Source organism: Paenibacillus sp. J22P15, from assembly GCF_056269345.1.
Window position 1 is genome coordinate 16191 of the sequence record NZ_JBWDNT010000017.1, and the last position, 21057, is coordinate 37247.

Sequence of the window (21057 nt, forward strand, 5' to 3'; positions counted from 1 at the left end):
ACCTCAACCTTTCAAGGCGCCTGCGGCTACCCCTTTAATTATGTTCCTTTGCATGAGCAGATAGAAGACAAGAAGCGGAGCTACTCCGAGCAGCAGCATCGGGAACAGACTCGTCCAATCAACTGAGAATTGCCCGATATTGCGATATACCTCAAGCAGAATTACGTTGTTTTCCCTCGACTGCAGGAATAGAAGCGGATTCAGAAAGTCGTTCCAAACGTTCAGCGTCGCGATGATCGCAACAGTCGCGATAACTGGCTTCAGCAGCGGCAACGCGATTCTCCAGAAAATCCCTTGAACGGAGCAGCCGTCGATAAATGCGGCCTCCTCCAGCTCAAGCGGGATGGATGAGCTAATAAAACTATGAAACAGGAAGATCGCGATGACGCAGCCGTTCCCAATGCTGACAAATATAACAGCCATCAGATGATCCATGATTCCCAATTTGATAATTAACCGATAAAGACTGATTAAGCCCATTTGAAACGGAACCATTAGCCCTGCTAGAAACACGTAGAACAATACGCGATTGAGGAGATGTGCTCTTCTTGCGATCGAGTAAGCAGCCATTGCAGAGAATAGTATAATGCCGCCAACCGAGAAAACCGTGACAATTGCTGTGTTCAAGAATACACGCGGGTAGTCCATCGCATTCCACGCATTTACGTAGTTGTCCAGCGTTAAGTGCAATGGAAACGATAGCGGATGCAAGGTGGCTTCCTCCGCGGTCTTAAACGTTGTGACAATCAAATAGTAAATCGGTATAAACACAATCGCAGCTGCGATGACCAATAATAATTCGACCGCGTAGTCCATCGTTCTTTTACGCATACTCATTTGATTTTTTCGCCCCATTTCCCAAGGAAGCGCATCATCACGAATGTGATCGCCATGACGGCCGTAAAGAATACGACGCCGAAAGCAGCCCCTTTATTGTAGAAACCTTCGGTAAACGACGTTTTGATATAGGCCGTCATTATCGTTTGCGTCGAATTACCAGGGCCTCCGTCCGTCAGAGCAAGAATAATATCATACACCTTTAATCCGCCGATCATGGCCGTAACGCTAATCACGTTGACCGATGGCTGCAGCAGTGGAAGCGTAATTTTCCAAAACTGTTTCCAGCCAGATGCTCCATCAATACTGGAAGCTTCGTAATAATCCTTCGAAATGCCTTGTAAATTGGCAAGAACAATAACCATGGCCCATCCCGTCCATTGCCACAGCTGCGTAAACACGACGGAATACAAGGCAATATCGGCGTCGCCTAGAAAGTTCACCTTCTCTAAACCTAACCAAGTGATCCCTCTATTGATTAATCCAAAGTCAGACGTAGACATCATGTAGTTCCACAAGAAACCGACGATGAGTGGACTGAATACGGCCGGCAAGAAGAACGCGGATCGCAATATGTTTTTTGTCTTTAGCTTCCGGTCCAAGAAGACGGCTAATATGACGCCGAAAGTCGTTTGGAACACCGTCATGAGAATCGCATAAACAATCGAGTTTTTAAGACCTGCCATCAATAGCGTGTTATCAAAAATAGACATATAGTTCTTAAAGCCGACAAAGTTCAAATCGGTCATCTTGCGCACTGAATAATCAGTCACACTGAAATAGAACATCGTTATAAAGGGATAGACGCAAAATGCCAAATAAAAGAGCAGCGCCGGCAGTACTAGCCATCCATACGCGAATTCGCGTTTCAACCATCTCGCGCTCATACACCGCCAACCTCTCTGTAAAACTTACGGCAGTCGCCGTTAAGCGCTGCCGTAAGTTTAATTGTAAATGTTATTGTTCCAATAGTTCTTTCATCTTCTTGTCTGTATTCTTGAGCACTGCAGCAACGTCGCTTTGACCGCCGAGAAGCTCTTGCAAGTGCTTGCCGTACTCTTCGATCATCGGAACTGCAATATCTCCCCAGTTATTCCAAGGTGCGTATATATTTCCCGCTTTGAGCGTTTCCTTCACACCGTCATACTCCTGCGGCATATCGAATTCGACGCCTTTCAGGTAGCTGCTTCCACCCTTGTTGTCATTCCAGAACGCTTGTTGACCTTCTGGCGTTGCAATCAAATCAAGCACCTGCTTAACTGCGTCGAGATGATCGGATTTCGCGTTCGCCGCAAAACCTACGCCAGGACCGCCGATCAACCAGCCCGGTCCTGCCTCAGAGCCGTGAAACGGGAACATGTCAACTTTAATGTTCGGGTTCTTCTGTTTGATTGCATCAAGCGCCCAAGGACCCGATTCCCACATCGCAGCTTTGCCCGTAGCGAATTCATCCAGTGCCTGATCATAATCAGTACCAAGCATCTCTTGAGTCAAGTAGCCCTTCTTAATGAGATCGACCCACTTCTCAACCGCAGCGTTCCAGCTGCCATCGAGCGTCTTCTGGCCTTTGCCGTATTGAACGTCGAAATCTTTGCCTTCTGGCTTGGACAGGAACTCGTTCATGACAAGCCCCATTGTCGATTTCACCATCGGTTCCCAAGATTTCGCTCCCATTGCTTGTGGGTTAATACCGTTCTTCTTCAGCGCTTCGTGAAGCTGGAGTTCTTCTTCGAATGTGGTCGGCGGCTTCAAATCATATTTATCGAAGATGTCCTTGTTATAGAAAATACCTTCGAACCAGCTAATGCCTGGAAGTGCATATAGCTTGCCATCTAGCGAATAAACGATTTTGCCACCATCGTTAAATCGATCTGCGAATTCCGAAATATCCGCTATGTAGCCTAGCTTTGAATATTTAGCGATTGCTGGAGGTCCGACAGAAATAATGTCTGGCCCGTTTTCCGCGGCTAATTGCGTGGAGATGATATTGTCGTATTGCTTGTTATCGATAAATTGGTATTCAACTTCGATATTCGGGAGTTTTTGTTTAATTAGGTCAAGCAGCGTTTTCACACTGTCTTCTTTGTTCCAGTAAGCCATTCTGATTTTTACATGCTCCGCCTCCGAAGCATTGGTCGAATTCGTTGTTGCCGCATTAGACGATGATTCGTTGTTCATATCTTTACTTCCACACCCTGTCAAAAGTGCTGTACCAACCATGGAAAGCGTGAGCAGAGTGATCGATAGCTTCTTCAAAGAAAGACCTCCCCAAGGATTCGTGTATTTAGTATGCGCTTGTTTGTTTCGGGAACCGGTTCTTCTTTACTATAAAGCGCTTTCGATCGAAATCCAATCTGACAATTTTTCGTTCTTTATGATAAAACGATTGGAATGAAAATAACTGTCACCAACATTCAAATGGTACGGCAAACATGATGATTCAATAACAAAGTATCCTTGGGAGAGATCAGTATCTTTTCACGCTCCTTCTGCGCCATATAACTCATGACGTGCAGGAAATAGACCTGAGATGAATTTCCCATCCAAGCCGCCTGCCTTCCACTGTCTTGTATCAAGCAACTCCGGCTTGTGAAACAATATCAAGATGCTCTGAGCAAGTTAAAGGTGAGCGGCTACTTAGGCTCCTTCCCATTGATTCGCTTAATATTCAGTACCTCATTTTACATGCACCTAAATACTTTCATCATAGCTTTCAGTTTCATATCCATCTTTCCTCAGCATTCTATTTAATCATGGATCAAATCAACATTTGAAGAGCTACTTTTTAAACTTGCTAACGAGTGATAATTGCCAAAATCACCATTATGACAATTAAAAACAGAAATAGTACTTACCAATTGCAACCAGCAGGTGTGCCTTTAACGCTATCAACTACCATTCTTCTTGTAGCTCTTGGAGCCTTCATGAAAAATCCTCCTGCACTTAACTTTTCAAATTTTTAACATTTTAACATTTTAACATTTTAATTATTTTGAAAATCATATGTCCCAACTACTAGATCATAAATATGCTGTTATCTTTATTTATAGGTTAAATTACTCCACTCTGAATTATTTCCTACCTGTAAATGTCCTATGAAAAGCCATATAAATCCTCATTTTTGTAGTTTAAATAGCCTTCTTATCGCATTATGTAGAATAAGCACTTACATATATTTAGTTCATTCAACACTTCCATAAATGCCCAATATAAATTACATTTAAATTAGACGACTTGTACACGGCGGACACCTCACTAGAAAGGTGGAGGTTGTAAGCATGGATATATTTCAAGCTCTTTCAATCATGTTTGCATTTGGGTTATTTATACTCACACTGTTAACCTATATTGACAAGAGGAAATGATCTGAAGTGGCACTAGTTTTGGTTTGAAACCATACTAATAAATCCGCCATTTACAAGCCGCCGACGTACAAGCCAGGTTACCTCAATGATCTGGCTTTTTTTATTCACTAGCAATAAATCAGTCATTTCATCAAATCAAGATACCTTTACTGTTTTTTCAACTCACCATCTACATGTCGAATATACTTAGTTTCACAATACGGGCAGGTTACAACCACTTCAATATCCTTAAAACCCCTGCCGCATTTCTTCTTTAAGCTTCAGATTCAGCTCTCTGCGTGACTTTTCAATTGCTAATTCTCTTGTATAGAACTCATCCTTATGCTTCATCAATTTCTCTGTTAATACCTTGAAATCCAACATAGGTTTCACCTCCTAAGGCCTGTTATATCGTTACTTAATAATTCAAGGTCTGATTGATAATGGAAAAGCAAGAAGTGATTTTTGAAGAAGAAATTTTGAAGGGGAATTACTTAACTTAGCAAGATGACTCGTTACGGATGTCATGAGCGTGTAGCCTTTAATATGGATATGGAGCGCTATTTAATCATCATTTTCGTTTCTGAGTTTGCCAAAAGTCCTATAAACGATAACTAGTATTAGAAAGATACAATTAATGTTGCTGTAACAAAAGCACTTTTGGACTGTCTATGATTGCTTGCTTGGCTGGATGTTTTTTAAGTAAATTGCCCATGCCCCAAGACAAGTTGTAAATGTGCTCTTTTGATGGCTAAGTTTATCGTCCATACAAAATAAGTAGTAGAGTAAAATCGCAATTTACTCAACTACCTATATATCCAAATTAATCAAAGGATTATACTTATCATTCTGCTCTCTTAGTTCATTCCCCCACATAGCAACATACCTCATCGTCACAGTAATATTCTGAAGTCTCATCAGCTTTTGAATAGCAAATGCGCTCATCCCTGACATAGCAAGTCTATGACAAAACGTGTGTCTAAACGTATGCGGTGATACTCTCACATCAGTGAAGTTCATCTTATCTTTCAAATACTTAAATACTAGCATCAACGAGTTCTCAGTTAACTGATTATAGTCACGCTTAGTAAATACATACTCATTTACACTACCCCAATGTTGTTTACAAAAGGCTTGATATGCTCTTAATTCTTTTGAGAGCTTCATTGTCATTGGTATTGATTCTTTTCTTCTCGACTTTCCAAAGACTGATAACTGTTGTTTTTCAAAATCAACATCAGACCATTTCAACCCGATAATTTCACCACGCCTAATGCTAGTGCCAAGTATCGCAACTATAATCATATAATCACGATAAGCAACGTAGCTTTTTTCTCTGCGCTTAATACGTCTATAAAAATTAAGCATCTGATTAATTTGTTCATCTGAAAACACGTCAATCTTTACATCTGTCTTTTGGAATTTTGCTTTGTGGGCTGGATTATTCTTAATGACTTCGCATTCTACCATGTAATTGAGGAATGCTCTTATTCTTAACAGCTTAGTATTTATTGTGCCAGCTTGGTTGCCTTTATCCTGACAAAACATCAAATACTCTTTCACATGGCTTTGTGCAATGTCCTCAACATTTACTACCTCATTGTCAGTGCAATAGTTAACAAACTCACCTAGTAACGTTAGGTAATTCCTAATATTTTTCTGTGTAGTATTCTTAAACTTACGGTCATCAAGAAAATCTTTAAATGCAAACTTTAACAACACAAAAAACCACTCCCTAATAAAATTATTAAGAAGTGGTCATTGCTTGATTTATTATTTATAACTGTAACTGCTTCTTAAATCAAAATCAAAAGAACCTCAATTTAAGGAGCTAAATGGTCTGATGGTTTAGAGCAGAAAGGCTGAAAAGCCTTATCCTGTCTAGCTTACATCATGCCGCCCATTCCACCCATGCCGCCCATATCAGGCATGCCAGCGCCAGCACCCTTAGGTTCTGGTTTGTCAGCAACAACTGCTTCAGTAGTCAAGAACATAGCTGCAACAGAAGCTGCGTTTTGAAGAGCAGAACGAGTTACTTTAGCAGGGTCAACGATACCAGCTTCGAACATGTTTACCCATGCGCCAGTAGCTGCGTTGTAGCCGATGCCGATTTTTTCGTTTTTCAGACGCTCAACGATAACTGAACCTTCTTGACCAGCGTTCGCAGCGATTGTGCGAAGCGGCTCTTCAAGGGAACGAAGAACGATGTTAACGCCTGTTTGCTCGTCGCCATTTGCTTTAACAGCAGCAACTGCATTGTATACGTTAATGAGGGCAGTACCGCCGCCCGATACGATACCTTCTTCAACCGCTGCACGAGTGGAGTTGAGGGCATCTTCGATGCGGAGCTTGCGCTCTTTCAATTCTGTTTCTGTAGCTGCGCCAACTTTGATAACTGCTACGCCGCCTGACAATTTTGCAAGACGCTCTTGAAGCTTCTCACGATCAAAGTCAGAAGTTGTTTCTTCCAGTTGAGCGCGGATTTGGTTCACGCGAGCAACGATGTCAGCGGAGTTGCCGCTGCCGTCAACGATGATTGTTGTTTCTTTAGTGATGCGGATCTGACGAGCAGAACCTAGTGATTCAACGCCAGTCGATTTAAGCTCAAGGCCTAGCTCTTCTGTAATCACTTGGCCGCCTGTTAGAGCAGCGATATCTTGAAGCATAGCTTTACGACGGTCACCGAAGCCTGGAGCTTTAACAGCTACGCAAGTGAATGTACCACGAAGTTTGTTCACTACTAGAGTAGCTTGAGCTTCGCCTTCTACGTCTTCAGCAATGATTAGCAATTGCTTGCCGGATTGTACGACTTTCTCAAGAACCGGAAGGATCTCTTGAATGCTCGTAATTTTTTTGTCAGTGATAAGGATGTAAGGGTTGTCTAGGACAGCTTCCATTTTATCAGTGTCAGTAATCATGTATGGAGATACATAACCACGGTCAAATTGCATACCTTCAACTACTTCTAGCTCTGTAACAAAGCCTTTCGACTCTTCTACAGTGATAACGCCGTCGTTGCCGACTTTTTCCATAGCTTCTGCAATAAGTTGACCTACTTCATCGTCAGCAGATGAGATCGAAGCCACTTGTGCGATCGATTGTTTGCCTTCGATTGGTTTCGAGATGGATTTAAGCTCTTCAACAGCAGCTTTAACAGCTTTCTCGATACCTTTGCGGATAACCATTGGGTTAGCGCCAGCTGTAACGTTTTTCAAGCCTTCGCGAATCATCGCTTGAGCAAGAACAGTCGCAGTAGTTGTACCATCGCCTGCTACGTCATTCGTTTTTGTTGCTACTTCTTTAACGAGTTGAGCACCCATGTTTTCAAAAGCATCTTCAAGCTCGATTTCTTTTGCAATGGATACACCATCATTCGTGATAAGCGGGCTCCCGAATTTTTTCTCAAGTACCACGTTGCGACCTTTTGGACCTAGTGTTACTTTAACCGCGTTTGCAAGTGCATCAACTCCGCGCAGCATTGCGCGACGAGCGTCTTCGCTAAATTTAATTTCCTTAGCCATGAACAGAAACCTCCCAAAATAGTTTAAGTAGAAATGCTTTATTTATGTCTTGCCTTCTATGTGACCCTTAACGGGCTGTTATTCAAAAATCGCGTGGATTTCGCTTTCTTTCATAATCAAATACTCTTTACCTTCGTATTTGATTTCAGTGCCGGCATATTTGGAGAAAAGAACGCGATCGCCTTCTTTAACTTCAAGAGCAATACGAACGCCATCTTTCAGCGTACCGCTGCCAACTGCAATCACTTTACCTTCTTGCGGTTTTTCTTTCGCCGAATCCGGCAATACGATACCGCTAGCAGTTGTTTCTTCCTTCGCGATTGCTTCGATCAATACGCGTTCACCCAAAGGTCTGATCATTGAAAATAGCCTCCTTCAAAATTTGTCGCTGCTTATATTCTCGTTAGCACTCGAAACCTTCAAGTGCTAACAACTAGTTTTATCATACTCATTTTCGTTATTAATTTCAAGTGCTTGGTTTTAATTTTCCGTTTATTTACACTAGGCAGAAGGAACCAAATTTTTTTCTACTGCTTACTCGGATTCATAGTGATCAACTTAAGCTATTAGAAACCTTATTTCAAAGCCGTATCTATGCCAAAAGCTTGTCCTGACCATGCTTTCTTCGAGGTCCAAGCTTCTTCAGCACCACTCCAGAAAGAATGCTCGCTTGGCAATCCCAAAGGCAAGAACACAGCGGCGCATAAATAGAGACTTCCTGTAGAAATGTAGCGCTCTCCAATATCCCGCTGGTAGAAGCCCATCGTGAGCCAGCCCTCTGATGTGAAATTCCCAGGCATTTCAAGCGTTCTACGTATTGTTGCTGTCAACGCACAGCGCACCTGAGCAGCAGTTACCCCTTTTGGCAAATCATCTAGCCATGCGCTTTGAGCTAAGCTTTGGAAGGCACCGAAGCGATAAGCAAGCGATCTTCCAATAGGCGGATACGTGCCGTCAGATCCGATTAATCGCTCAAGTACCTCTGCATAACGCCGTGCTCGGCTCGTTACGGCAGGTCGCATCGCTCCCCATTCCTCATATTCATTACCTGCTGCGGCTAGCACTTCGACAAGCATAGGCTGAATGACGAAGCTGTTGTAATAATCCCAGTGAAAATCAGGACCATCACCATACGCACCGTCGCCCAAATACCATTGCTCATGCTGCTTCAAGGCGTAATCGATCCGCATAGGGTCCCAGTCGTTCTCTCCTAGCTTTAGCAAAGCTGCTTCAGTCGTTGCAGCAAACAACAGCCAGTTCGAGAATACAGGCTTCCTTGACCGCGTTTGCTTCAGAGCTGTAATTACATTTAATTTCACACGTTGCTCCAGCTTTTCACCCAGCTCAATCGGAGCCCGTAAAATCGCAAGCGCCAAAAAAGCAGCGTCCACTATCGGCTGAAATCCTTCGCTAAAGTTCATATAATCCGGGGAGGCCGGATCAGTTCCCGCATCAATTGCTTCACGAGCGAGCTCGGTGTAGCGGATCCGCAGCTCATCCTCTTCCCCTTGCAATTGCTGATTCTCTAGCCAAGGGGCCATGCCGGAAAGAAGTCTCCCCAACGCTTCTAAATGTGTGTATTTCGCTCGGTCAGCTATAAGTTCCGCTTCCGCTTTTTCGACATCGTTCTCTCCAGCAGCTTCTGCGATTTCAATCGGCATCCGTTGTTTAAGACGGCGCTCAGCAAGCGCAGCAAGTACAGGCTCGCCAATAGCTAGCATCTGCTCTAACCAGTATTTGCGTTCAGGAAGTATTGCGTTTAACAGCTGTCTATTTTCGATTTGCATGCTCATCCCCCCTCCTCTACCAAAATGTAGAGGAATCCCCTCTTAACCGTGATAAGCCTTCTACGAAGAAATAGTCGCCGTATATTAGCGGTACGTCAATGTTTCTCCGCTGAGGGTAATGACTTGTCCCGTGCAAAATCAAGCCTTCTTCCGCATCATCATCCCAAGCGCCGTAGTTCTCGTATAATGAGTGCAGTATTCTTTCTCCACCCGCTTGGTAAAGTTCCGACTCTTCATCTGGAACCGACTTTGCGATTTCAAGCAGGCCGCAGGCTGCACAAGCACCAGCGGAGGTGTCACGATAATGCTCAACGCCTGAAGGCAAACGGAAATCCCAATGCGGCACCGAATCCTCGGGCAAATTCGCCAAGAAGAAATGAGCGACCCGCTTCGCAGCCTCCAAATATCTCGTCTCACCTGTGTACCGATAACTAAGCGCCATCCCATAAATCGCCCACGATGCTCCGCGCGACCAAGCTGAATTCGGAGCAAAGCCTTGTCCTCCGTTTACGCTTACGAATTCACCCGTTTCCGGATCAAAAATAACGATATGATTAACCGAGCCGTCCGTCCGGATGAAATGCGCAAGCACCGTATCCGCATGCGCCATCGCCAAATGCTTGAATCTCGGATCTCCAGTTGTTTCGCTCGCCCAGTAGAGGAGCGGCAAGTTCATCATACAATCTATGATAGCCCAGCCCTCGTTGCGTTCACCCTCGCCCCAAGGATTCCAAGCTCTTATATAATTACCTTTCACATTGAAACGTCCGCTGAGTACACTCGCAGCAAGCAGTGCACGCTTACGCGACTGCTCTTCTCTCAGCAGCTTATAGCGTGCTACGCTCGTAAGCGACCACATGAAACCGATATCGTGATCGAGCCGGTCATATCCAGTCAATACTTCATCCAATTGCTGCTCGCAAGCTTCCGCAATATCCTTGTAACGGTCGTCCTTCGACTTCGGGTCACGGTACAATAACCATAGCAAGCCCGGCCAGAAGCCAGCCGTCCACCAATGAGGAGCTTCAAGCACATAAGCGCCATCTACGCTTGCATGCGGAAACCTTGCCCCAATCCGGCTGCTCGTTCTCGTTACCTTCTCATGTACGTTATCCCATGCTTCGTTTACCCAGTTGATCTGTTCCATGTGCGTACTCGCTCCTCGTGTCGATTTAGTCATCTATGAGTCAAACTGAAATATAAAAGGCGCCGTCAAAGGTACATCTAATGCTGCCATTAATTGAAAATCAAGGGTATACCAGAATCGTTCCTGTCCATAATGATCGATATCGCTTCGTGAAGTCACAACAGGTTTCCATACCTTATGATTAAAGTGAATACTCAATTGACGCTTTCCTGTTAACGTCATTCGACCTTCAGCAGAAAGTTCGGGAGCAATATACGTAATGAAACGCTCCGTAATAACCGGTTCTGCAATGCTCGGCACTATCCAAAAAGTATCAGTCAACGTTAAACGCGGCAGCTTCTCCTTTTCCCAAATGAAACGGCGTTCCAATCGCTCCAGCTTGGAATATCCATAGGCCGAGCTGATTTCAAGAGTCAGCTTATCAATAATTTCGTTTGTAGACGCTTCCAAGACCTTGGCTAGATACAAAGCACCATGATGCTGATGAGCACCTTCGATGATCGGAACAGAATGTCCTTGCGAGCCATTGCACCAAAGCGTATAGCGATCCGGGCCAAAATATTGCGCCGTATATTTTCCGCTGCCCAAATCGGCTAAATAAGCTTGTCCATCCGCATGAACAATGAAATGTCCGACATCATTATGGTTATGAGGCTCCTCATTATGGCCGCCCTTTGCCGCAAAGCTGTAATTACCGCCATTCTCGCTCGCATGCCTGGACAGAAGCCATTGCACATCAGACAAGTAATATGATTCAGCAGGCCACATCGTAATGCTGGCAGTTGATTGCATCCATTCTTCCCGAGCCCACATCAAATTACGAATCGCAGGCGCCCAGCGTCCGCAGTGATCTGCTGAATAAGCCGCTCGAAGACTCGCGTCTGGTACGATTACCTCTTCATACTCACTATGTAAGCAGCAGCTAAGCCCCATAAAGATACCGCTTTCAGAACGTGAATCAGAGAAATTAACTACCGTGCTGTTTCCTGTAAAACACTTCTGTTGAAAGAGTGCAATCTCCTTCACCTTTCTCGAATTAAATAAGTTGATTTCTCCGCCCGTAGCCGCCTTTAACATTTGTGAGAAATAAACATAATATCCGAAACCATATTGCCAGTATAAATAACCTTCTGCACACGCACCGTCTTCACCAAATCCAGACAAATAACAATCGAGCGAATAAAGCACCCGCTCCAGTACTTTTGAAAGCCTATCGGAATCCGAAATGAGGTGAAGCGCAGCTGCACCAACCGATCCTGCGCATACCGCCGACCAATTGTGATCAGCAGTCTCCCAGCCGAATGGACCCTGCTCCAAAAAAGGATGGAAAATTCGTCGTTCCACCTCTGTCTCAATTCGCTTCCGCAGCAATTTAGGCAAACGGCTGCTTAACAACAACATAATCTCGCTAAGTGCAAATCCCGTCTCGGCACAAAATAAATCGATGTCCAGCGTCTCTTTCGCCTCATTAAAGTGAGCAGGCAGACACCATGTAAACTCATTGCAGATCGACCAAATGATATTAAAAGCGGCAGCTTCATAATCCGTATTCCCCGGCTCTTGCAGCGACATAATGACATATGCATTCAGCCTTTTGCGCCTTTCAAAATATACTCGTTCGTAGGCCAAACGCTCTCCAGTGTCTCGATAAATTTGAAAGAGTAAATAGGTAAGCTCAGGATCAGGAGACAGCAGGAATTGATCGGCCTCCGCCTTGATTTCTTCCAGAAGTAACGGATTCGCATCAACTGACCACAAACCTGTTGTCAGGTCAGTTGGCCCGCTGGCAACCTTCAGCAGCGCTAACCCTTTTTTTCTGTGCTGCTCCAAAATCTTCAATATCTGTTCGCGGTTCATTTTATAACCTCGCTCCTATTCTGCCAGTTGAACTGCCGGCTCTATATTGACGGGTCTGATACATAAATCCAATTCTTTCCTATCCATTCCTTATAAATTGTACCAATAGTTTGGAAGCAGCAGAAGACTTTAACAAAAAAAATACCGCACAGCGATTTCTCGTGTACGGCAAAGATTCATTTCAACTATTGTCCTTTGTAGTGCAAGCCTCCCAAAATGAACGAGGTTAAGTCTTCAATAATTGTTTCCTGCGAAGAAAGCTCTTCTTCGATTAATGTAGTCCAATATTCGGTATTCCGGTGAAAGAGCAATATGCCAATAATGGACATTAAAGTGTTGTCTAAAGAACCGAATTGAAACACCCCTTGCTCCTTGCCCTCCTTGAGCCATTGCCGAAGCATCTCCCACAACGGCATGACATGTTTGCGAATATGCTTAATACGATCCGTATTCATTATCACTTCTTGTTGAATTATGTTGATGAGCTCGCGATCACTATATCGGAAATTCGTTACCTCACGAGCAATGAGCTTAACACCCTCTACCGGATTTAACGAGGAATCTGCCTCTGCAATTCGATCATTTGGAAAATAGTGCTCAAATAAAGCGCAGAACATATTTTCTTTGCCGCCAAAATGATACGAGACGAGAGCGACATTAGCTCCTGCCTCCTCGCAAATTTGCCGAACGGTCGTTTTATCGAAACCGTGCTCTGCAAACAGCTTTTTAGCTGCTGACAAAATTCTGATTTTAATATCCGCATCTCCTGCTGTCATAACGGTCCTCCATAAAAACAATTTCTTATATTTTGAACCAATTACACCTAAACAGCAAGATCAAGTTTGTGATTAACGACTTTGACTTGCAATGACTGCGGAAGGCTGCTTCTGAATCGCTTGCCTTTTGACAGCTACAGCGAGCGCGCTAATCACGATTGCAATAATAGCAATGATGCTTAAAGACAATGCATCCGCTGTAGCAGCTGGACCTCCAAACAAAATGTTCATAGTGCCTTCTACTGCATACGTCGCTGGAAGAAGGTCTCCCAGCTTGATGTAGAAGTCCGATAATAATTCACGAGGCACGATCGCGCCAGAGGTAACAAGCTGTGCTGACAATAAGATTATATTAAACAACATGCCGCTCAAACCAAACAAGTATATAAAAGTTTGCGCTACGAATATAAATGTTAATACGAACAGCAGCTGAAATAACCAGATATGAAGGAAGCCTTGAGCCATCTGACCGCCAAATGCTGCAAGCAAGGAAGAGCCGACTAACGAAACGATCACACCTGCTGCTACATTAATAACACATCTTGCTGCGAATCGATGCCATCTGCTGACACTCGCGCTTATCGACAATGAGCTTTGCTCAAAATTCATCCCCATAATCATAGCCCCTACATATGAAGCAAGTACCAGCATCATCGGAACCATTTGATTGTTCATTCCTTGTATGGCATTTGTTGATTGAATGTCCGATGTAACACGCTCAGATAATCCTTGCGCCGCTGCCCCTGCCTGCTCTGCCGGCAGCTGCATATTACCCAGTACAGTTTGAATACCTCCAGTCACCGCTTGCTTGTTTACTTCTGCTGTAATTTGAGCTGCTGCACCACTCATAATGCTCTTTATAAGTGCTGGATTCGATTCGTTAATAACATATTGAATGGCTGCTGTACCATCGGCTGCCGCAGTCTTCTGGGAGAAATCTGCCGGTATCCATACAACCATCTGCAGCTCACGCTCATCAAGCTGCTGCTTTGCCACGTCAATGTTATCAATTTGCTTCATATCGAACGGTAAATTTTGAATAAGATTGCCTGTAATCTGCTGACCCATTTTCTCGTCTTCATTAACAATTGCAATATGCAGCTTGTCGATTCGATCGGTAACGCCATTATAGCCCGTCATCCAAATGACCGAAAAAATCACTTGAAACATAATTGCAGTAAAAATCCCCACTATAGTGGTAGGGCGTTTCATAAAAGCTTTCAAAGCATTTTTCATTATCGTCCACTCCCGTTTTCTCCATTTAAACAATTGTTTAAAACAACTGTTTAAATATTATGCGGAAATATTGTTTTTGTCAATAAAAAAAAGGAAGAAGAGAAACTTTCCTCTTCTTCCTTCTATGCCTTATTCAACGACTCACCGTATTCAGCTTTCCACTTTGCATCTGCTGCAAGCTGCTTTTTGTATACCGTACCCGATAGAAACACACTAATCTCATACAAAATAATTAAAGGGATTGCGACTAATATATCAGATATGAAATCCGGCGGCGTTATCATAACTCCGATAACTACCATGATGAAATAGGCAAGTCGACGCATTTTGCGAAGCCGCTTTGGATTCACCAATCGGATAGCAGTTAGAAACATAATAACTAGCGGCAGCTCGAATAGGAGCGATATAGGGATGAGTAAATTAAACATAAACGCGAAATACTGCGCAATACCATAGGTTTCCTCAAGATTTAAATGCTGTGAAACTGTTCTCGTGAAATTAAATGCGAGCGGAAAAACAACAAAATACGAAAATGCCAATCCGATTAAAAACATAATTAGTGCGAATGGAACGTATTTCAGCGTGGAACGCTGCTCATTCTTGCGGAGAGCCGGCTTTACGAATGCCCATAGCTGATAAGCAATGACAGGCAAAGCAATAATTAAAGCAATAACAAATGCGAACTTCATGTACATGCCGATTCCATCCCAAAGTGAAAACGTATGTAATGATATCGTATTTGCAGGCTTCTGGCTCATTAGAAAGTTATAGGTAGGCTGAGCTAATACAATGCCGACGACTAATCCTAAAGTTAAAATGATAAGCACGTAGAAGATACGCTTGCGCAGCTCTCCAAGATGCTCTAGAAGCGGCATAAGCCCTTCCTCGCGAAGAAGCGCTTTACGTGATGTGTGCTCCGATTTGTTGGTTGCTTCCGATCCCACCTGCACTTACCTCCTTCGCCTAGCAATATCAGCCTTTTTTTCAAGAAAAAAGCGGGCCCGATTAATCCGGAAGCCGCTTATTGTCTTTATCACTATTTTCCGAGCGATTCACTTCGACACGGTTCGAATCCTTGTCTTTACGATCATCATCTTCCATCATCTCTCTGGCTCCGGATTTAAACTCGCGAAGCGTCCGACCAAAAGCACGTCCGAGCTCTGGAAGTTTGTTCGGTCCAAATAGAAGCAAGGCAACGAGCACGAGCAGTATAACCCCTGTTGCACCAATTCCTGACATGTCACAACCTCCTTATAACTTTATGCAGTAAATTTAGCAGCTGTTTAATCCGCCATATCCCATGCTAACAATATCTTCACGAACGATAGTATCTCCAGCCAAAATTCGCGGGAGAAGAACGTCGAACGACGTATATGGATCATGCATGACGCAGCCTGGCAGCCCCATAATAGGTACACCGTGTAAATAACCGATCAGCAGCATTGAGCCTGGCAGCATCGGAGTTCCATAGCTTACGATATCCGCTCCGGCTGCTTTTATAGCTCCTGGTGTGCGGTCGTCGGGATCCACCGACATTCCGCCAGTCACTAGTATCATATCATAACGTTGTTCCAGCAAATAGTGTATTTCCTTGACAATTGTTTGTCGATCATCGGGCGTAAATCGCTGCTCCGCAACCTCTGAACCAAGCTCCTCAAGCTTGCTGCGCACCGCCGGACCAAATTTGTCTTCTATTCTGCCGTTAAAAACTTCTCCGCCGGTCGTTAACAGACCTACTCGAAATTTACGAAAAGGACGTACGCGCAGCGGTGAAACTCCCCCATTTGCAAGACGATATTCAGCTGCAAGCCTTTCAACCGTCTCCACCTTCCCTTTAGGCACGACAAGCGGAATCGCTCTCGTTGCAGCGAGCGGTTGCCCTGACTTAACAACCGTCTTCCCCTTAATCGTTGCTAGAGCAATCTCTCCTAGCTCATTAATGGCATCAACCATCGCTTGGTCAATCTCCGCTAGACCAAGCTGATTCGCTTTAATACTTACCTTACCCTCATGAGGCTCAGTTAAAATAAGCTCGCCATCGTATAAAGCTTCAGCCATCCGAATGGCTGCATCATCCTCATGAAGCTCATTTTCCCCAAGCTCCATAATATAGATATGCTCTTTACCAATGTCGAGAAGATTGGGGATATCTTCCTCTAGAACGACATGACCTTTTTTGAACAAACGGCCCTTAAACTGTCCTGGAATAATTCGCGTCAAATCGTGAGCCAATCGCAGCCCGATCGCATCATATACGGAAACTTCTCTAAGTGTAGTCGATCCAAGCTGCTCCGTTCCGCCCTCTGCACGCTGCTGTTGCTGACTCATACACTATGTTCCCCCAGTTCACCGGATAAAATGCCCAGTGCGTGCGGTAATTGATCCATGATTGCCATCAGGCTCTCATGTACACCTTTTGGACTGCCCGGCAAATTAACAATAAGAGAGCTGCCTCTTATTCCACATACACCCCTAGATAGCATGGCTCTCCTTGTCTTCTGGAGTGCACCCATCCGCATAGCTTCCGCAATACCAGGAACTGCACGGTCAATAACCTTAAGCGTCGCCTCCGGTGTAACATCGCGTTCTGCGAGTCCAGTTCCGCCCGTCGTAAGCACCAGATCAGCATGGAAATATTCTGTCATTTCAATGATCGCTGCCATAATTTCATCTTGCTCGTCAGGTACAATCCGATAGTCAATAATTTCGCCGCCCAGCTCCTCCTCAACCAGTTCACGAATAACCTGGGCACTTGTATCTTCACGTTCTCCTCGCGAGCCTTTATCGCTTGCTGTTAATATTGCTACCTTCCACCGCATTTACCATTCCTCCCATCCCTATTTCGCTCATGGGTTTGACGAAATTTGATAATCGCCGCTTTTTCCGCCCGTTTTCGAAACTAGCTGCGTAGGTCCGATGACCATATCCTTTTGCAGCGCTTTGCACATGTCGTAAACCGTTAGAGCTGCGGCCGACACGGCTGTCAGTGCTTCCATTTCAACACCTGTTTTCCCAGTCGTCTTAACCGTACCTTCTATATAAAGCTCATCTGTCCCATTATCGCTAAATATAACATTAATTCCTGTGAGCGGTAACGGATGGCACATTGGAATCCAATCTGCCGTTTTTTTGGCGGCCATGACTGCTGCAACCTGAGCTACCGCCAGTACATCGCCTTTCCCAACCTTGCCTGCCTTAATCTGTGCTAAGGTGTCTGGGTTCATCGTAACCTTGGTTTGAGCGACTGCCGTACGTGAAGTGACTTCCTTATCGGAGATGTCTACCATTCGCGCCCGACCCTGCTCGTTAAAATGGGTCAACTCCACCTTGATCGCTCCTTCTCGCGTAAACGAACACTTCGACTTTTAAAGTCCAAAGTTCATTTCGCATTCATATGACTCTAATTAACCTAAAGCAAATACACGTTTTTTTCGGTAATGATGCCGTCCATTTTCAGATCATGCTCCTCAAGGGGCACTTCAGCAATGAACTGAGCCTCGAACGACATACCAAGCCAGTGTGTAATTCCCGGCTTATGAGGACTTATATGAACCGATTCAGCAAATCGGTCATAATATCCGCCGCCATAACCAAGGCGGCCTCCTCGACTATCAAAGGCTAGGCCTGGAACAAACACTGCACCGAGCACACATTTGTCGTTGATTGGCCCCGCCACATCCGGATTCGGCTCCATGATCCCGTAGGCGCCAGCCTTAAGATCATCCCAGCCCCGCAAATGGTACAGCTTCATTGACCGGTCTGCTGCGATGCATCTTGGTGCAATGACATCTCGTCCTGTTCGCCAGCCCCATTCAATGAGGCTCGACAAATCAAGCTCACTTCGAAAAGACACATACACCATAAACGCTGTTACAGAATGGCTCTCCATGAAAATTATCGCTTTCGCACAGGCCGCTTCAGACCATAATCTTCGCTGCTCCACTGACAAATTATTTCGTTTTATCGTCATCTGATTACGTATGTAAGCTTTATCGCCTAGTTGATTTGGTTCAACCAAAAGCATTCACCTATTCTGCTTCCCATCATTTTCTTTCATTAATAGTAGTTTAACATTGTTATGCAACTTTCGCCAATGCTAGTGCTCGTTTATGGTACACTAATATGTAGTAAAAGCATTCGTTCTTTACAATTTTTTTGTTGGAGGTTTCAAAATGCTGCTGCAGGTTTCTAACGTAACGAAAAGCTACGGCGTAAATGTCGTATTATCCAATATTTCTATTCAAGTGCTGGAACGAGAAAGAATCGGTCTCGTAGGTGTTAATGGTGCCGGCAAGTCTACGCTGCTTAAGATCATTGCAGGCGAAATGTCCGCTGATTCAGGCGCTATCCATAAAGCAAAAGAAACAAAAATCGGTTATCTCGCTCAGAACAGCGGATTGCAATCCAACCGCACGATCGAAGAGGAGATGCGAGCTGTATTTTCTCATCTTATTGAAGCTGAACAGGAGCTGCGCGAGCTTGAAATCAAAATGGCTGATCCCTCAGTATATGAAGATGAGAAGCGTTATGCGGACACACTCGATCGATATGCCAAACGTTCGGATTGGTATCGTGAGCAAGGCGGCTTCGAAATCAACACACGCATCAACAGTGTACTTCACGGCATGGGTTTCGGAACCTTCCCGGGTGATACGCTGATCGCGACTTTAAGCGGCGGTCAGAAGACACGGCTGGCACTGGCTCGAATATTGCTTCAAGCACCCGATCTGCTCATGCTGGATGAGCCTACGAACTATCTCGACATTGAGACTTTAACGTGGCTAGAATCATATTTGCGTGGATATTCAGGAGCAATCTTAGTCGTATCTCATGACCGATACTTCCTCGATGCTCTAGCCCAAACGATTATTGAAATCGAGCGTAATACTTCTAAGCGTTATACCGGCAACTACAGTCGCTATATGGAGCTGAAAGCTGCTGAATACGAAATCAATATGCGTCAATTCGAGAAGCAGCAGGATGAAATATCACGGATGGAGCAATTTGTTCAACGCAATATCGTTCGTGCTTCAACCACCAAACGAGCGCAGAGCAGGCGCAAAGCTTTAGACAAAATGGATCGGCTGGACAAGCCTCAGGGTGATTTGAAGAAGGCTCACTTCACATTTGAAATCGAGCGTTCAACAGGTAAAGACGTGCTTGCGGTAAACGATATTTCAGTTGTTTTCCCAGGCAAAGACTCACCGATCTTCAGCAATGTGTCATTCCAGCTGACTCGTGGTGAAACGGTTGCATTAATTGGCCCCAATGGTATCGGAAAATCAACTTTGTTGAAAGTAATCGTTGGCCAAAACGAACCTACAACGGGAACAATCAAGTTCGGAACCCATGTCAAAGTTGGCTACTATGATCAAGAGCATACGAGGCTGAACGGCCAAAATACAGTTCTTGAAGAAGTTTGGGGCAGCTACTCCCATATGGAAGAAGCACGCATTCGAACCGTACTTGGCAACTTCCTATTCAGCGGAGAAGATGTCTTGAAACGGATATCCTCACTAAGCGGCGGAGAGAAGGCTCGTGTGTCATTAGCCAAGCTTATGCTTGCAGAGGCCAATGTCCTCATTCTGGATGAGCCTACGAACCATCTCGATCTGTTCAGCAAAGAAGTTCTAGAGGCTGCTTTGCTTGATTATGAAGGAACTTTGCTCTTCATTTCGCATGACCGTTACTTCTTAAATAAGATGGCTGAGCGAATTGTCGAACTAAAGTCGTCCGGTACGGACCATTTCCTAGGAAATTATGACGAAATGATAGAGAAAAAAAGTGAAATCGAAGAAGCGCGGCTCGAAGCACTGCAAAAACAGTCTTCAAACTCAAAGACAGCAGCCGTATCTGACATTTCACCTGCAAACTCTTATGAAGCAGACAAGCAAGCAAAACGAGAAGAACGTTCAAGGCAGCGTAAAGTTGAGCAATTAGAACTGGAAATCGCTTCTTTCGAGCAGCAAATTACCGATTTGGAATTGCAGCTCACTGATCCGGCAATTTTCAATGATTACATCCGAATTCAAGAAATTCAAGCTGCCATTGAAGTTGTTAAAGCTTCTTTATCCACCGCATATGAAGAATGGGAACAATACATGTAAGCATCATACCTGCTAAAGAGCGGTATTGTTAATTGGGTGAACGCATGCCAAGGACCTGCAGGAATCGACATTGGGCATTGCAGATTAAATTTGGCTCAGCTTTATGACGTTGCGACCGCAGATGCTTTTTTGTCTGCTTATGAGAAGCATGCTGGCTCCTCATTTCAATATGATCCCTACTGGGATCTCTTATCTTTAATCGATATATTGTTTGGACCACCTTCCGTCTATCCAGGCTGGCCTGCTTTCGTTGTAACCGGACTAACAGATAATTTAATGGTCGAGCGCTTGGACAGCTATATGGTTAGCTTACTTGGACGAGTCGCGCTACAAAATCGATCATTCGAATAAAGAAGAAACAGCAAACCGGCAGCTTAAGGTTTAACCTTAAGCTGCCGGTTTTTATTAATCTATACGATGCTTTACCCTATTAAAAAGGCCTTTT

21 protein-coding genes are annotated in these 21057 nt (G+C 44.4%); 3 read left to right on the plus strand and 18 right to left on the minus strand.

Features of this window, described 5'->3' with window-relative positions:
• Positions 1-3: 3 nt before the first annotated feature.
• The 3 genes from AC0YN6_RS24005 to AC0YN6_RS24015 all read right to left on the minus strand — a co-directional run bounded on the left by AC0YN6_RS24005 (position 4) and on the right by AC0YN6_RS24015 (position 3093).
• Positions 4-837, minus strand: a complete 834-nt coding sequence (locus tag AC0YN6_RS24005) for a carbohydrate ABC transporter permease (RefSeq protein WP_475749943.1) — start codon at positions 835-837, stop codon at positions 4-6.
• Complete coding sequence (locus AC0YN6_RS24010) at positions 834-1724, minus strand: carbohydrate ABC transporter permease (protein ID WP_475749945.1); 891 nt, start codon at positions 1722-1724, stop codon at positions 834-836. The genes AC0YN6_RS24005 and AC0YN6_RS24010 overlap by 4 nt, the downstream gene beginning before the upstream one ends.
• 70 nt (positions 1725-1794) lie before the next feature.
• The gene (locus AC0YN6_RS24015) at positions 1795-3093 is read right to left on the minus strand and encodes an ABC transporter substrate-binding protein (protein ID WP_475749946.1); all 1299 of its coding nucleotides are present in this window, start codon (positions 3091-3093) and stop codon (positions 1795-1797) included.
• Positions 3094-4115: 1022 nt separating this feature from the next.
• On the opposite strand from AC0YN6_RS24015, the gene AC0YN6_RS24020 reads away from it, so the two are divergent.
• A complete protein-coding gene (locus AC0YN6_RS24020; RefSeq protein ID WP_268760193.1) occupies positions 4116-4202 on the plus strand; it encodes a putative holin-like toxin in 87 nt (28 codons plus the stop codon).
• Positions 4203-4430: 228 nt separating this feature from the next.
• Here the strand turns inward: AC0YN6_RS24020 and AC0YN6_RS24025 are convergent, their stop codons facing one another.
• From AC0YN6_RS24025 to AC0YN6_RS24095, 15 genes are all read right to left on the minus strand, one after another.
• Positions 4431-4565 carry a hypothetical protein gene (locus AC0YN6_RS24025; protein ID WP_475749948.1) on the minus strand — a complete coding sequence of 45 codons (135 nt, stop codon included), beginning with the start codon at positions 4563-4565 and terminating at the stop codon, positions 4431-4433.
• Between the two features lie 426 nt (positions 4566-4991).
• Positions 4992-5903, minus strand: coding sequence for a tyrosine-type recombinase/integrase (locus tag AC0YN6_RS24030; RefSeq protein ID WP_475749949.1), 912 nt, complete (start codon positions 5901-5903; stop codon positions 4992-4994).
• A 164-nt stretch (positions 5904-6067) separates the two neighbouring features.
• Positions 6068-7702 (minus strand): chaperonin GroEL, encoded by a 1635-nt coding sequence (gene groL, locus AC0YN6_RS24035; RefSeq protein ID WP_475749950.1) that lies wholly within the window; start codon positions 7700-7702, stop codon positions 6068-6070.
• 78 nt (positions 7703-7780) lie between these two features.
• Entirely contained in the window at positions 7781-8062 is a 282-nt protein-coding gene (gene groES, locus AC0YN6_RS24040; protein ID WP_054026679.1) for a co-chaperone GroES, read from the minus strand.
• A gap of 215 nt (positions 8063-8277) precedes the next feature.
• On the minus strand, positions 8278-9489 hold the full coding sequence (locus AC0YN6_RS24045) for a DUF2264 domain-containing protein (RefSeq protein ID WP_475749951.1): 1212 nt from the start codon (positions 9487-9489) through the stop codon (positions 8278-8280).
• A 16-nt stretch (positions 9490-9505) separates the two neighbouring features.
• On the minus strand, positions 9506-10636 hold the full coding sequence (locus AC0YN6_RS24050) for a glycoside hydrolase family 88 protein (RefSeq protein ID WP_475749953.1): 1131 nt from the start codon (positions 10634-10636) through the stop codon (positions 9506-9508).
• 33 nt (positions 10637-10669) lie between these two features.
• Positions 10670-12493 carry a heparinase II/III family protein gene (locus tag AC0YN6_RS24055; protein WP_475749954.1) on the minus strand — a complete coding sequence of 608 codons (1824 nt, stop codon included), beginning with the start codon at positions 12491-12493 and terminating at the stop codon, positions 10670-10672.
• Positions 12494-12678: 185 nt separating this feature from the next.
• Positions 12679-13269 carry a TetR/AcrR family transcriptional regulator gene (locus AC0YN6_RS24060; protein WP_475749956.1) on the minus strand — a complete coding sequence of 197 codons (591 nt, stop codon included), beginning with the start codon at positions 13267-13269 and terminating at the stop codon, positions 12679-12681.
• Between the two features lie 72 nt (positions 13270-13341).
• Positions 13342-14505, minus strand: a complete 1164-nt coding sequence (locus AC0YN6_RS24065) for a YhgE/Pip domain-containing protein (RefSeq protein WP_475749958.1) — start codon at positions 14503-14505, stop codon at positions 13342-13344.
• Between the two features lie 122 nt (positions 14506-14627).
• Positions 14628-15380 (minus strand): twin-arginine translocase subunit TatC, encoded by a 753-nt coding sequence (gene tatC, locus AC0YN6_RS24070; RefSeq protein WP_475750089.1) that lies wholly within the window; start codon positions 15378-15380, stop codon positions 14628-14630.
• 130 nt (positions 15381-15510) lie between these two features.
• A complete protein-coding gene (locus tag AC0YN6_RS24075) occupies positions 15511-15744 on the minus strand; it encodes a twin-arginine translocase TatA/TatE family subunit (protein WP_475749960.1) in 234 nt (77 codons plus the stop codon).
• Positions 15745-15777: 33 nt separating this feature from the next.
• Positions 15778-16833, minus strand: a complete 1056-nt coding sequence (locus AC0YN6_RS24080) for a molybdopterin-binding protein (RefSeq protein WP_475749962.1) — start codon at positions 16831-16833, stop codon at positions 15778-15780.
• Complete coding sequence (locus AC0YN6_RS24085) at positions 16830-17324, minus strand: MogA/MoaB family molybdenum cofactor biosynthesis protein (RefSeq protein WP_054026672.1); 495 nt, start codon at positions 17322-17324, stop codon at positions 16830-16832. Before AC0YN6_RS24085 ends, AC0YN6_RS24080 begins: the two co-directional genes overlap by 4 nt.
• A 27-nt stretch (positions 17325-17351) precedes the next feature.
• Positions 17352-17831 (minus strand): cyclic pyranopterin monophosphate synthase MoaC, encoded by a 480-nt coding sequence (gene moaC, locus AC0YN6_RS24090; protein WP_475749964.1) that lies wholly within the window; start codon positions 17829-17831, stop codon positions 17352-17354.
• Positions 17832-17914: 83 nt separating this feature from the next.
• Positions 17915-18529, minus strand: a complete 615-nt coding sequence (locus AC0YN6_RS24095; RefSeq protein ID WP_475749966.1) for a 5-formyltetrahydrofolate cyclo-ligase — start codon at positions 18527-18529, stop codon at positions 17915-17917.
• Between the two features lie 148 nt (positions 18530-18677).
• Between AC0YN6_RS24095 and AC0YN6_RS24100 the strand changes: the two genes are divergently transcribed.
• Together AC0YN6_RS24100 and AC0YN6_RS24105 are read left to right on the plus strand one after the other, a co-directional pair.
• Entirely contained in the window at positions 18678-20612 is a 1935-nt protein-coding gene (locus AC0YN6_RS24100) for an ABC-F family ATP-binding cassette domain-containing protein (protein WP_475749967.1), read from the plus strand.
• A gap of 36 nt (positions 20613-20648) precedes the next feature.
• Positions 20649-20963, plus strand: coding sequence for a hypothetical protein (locus AC0YN6_RS24105; RefSeq protein WP_475749969.1), 315 nt, complete (start codon positions 20649-20651; stop codon positions 20961-20963).
• The last annotated feature ends 94 nt before the right edge of the window (positions 20964-21057 follow it).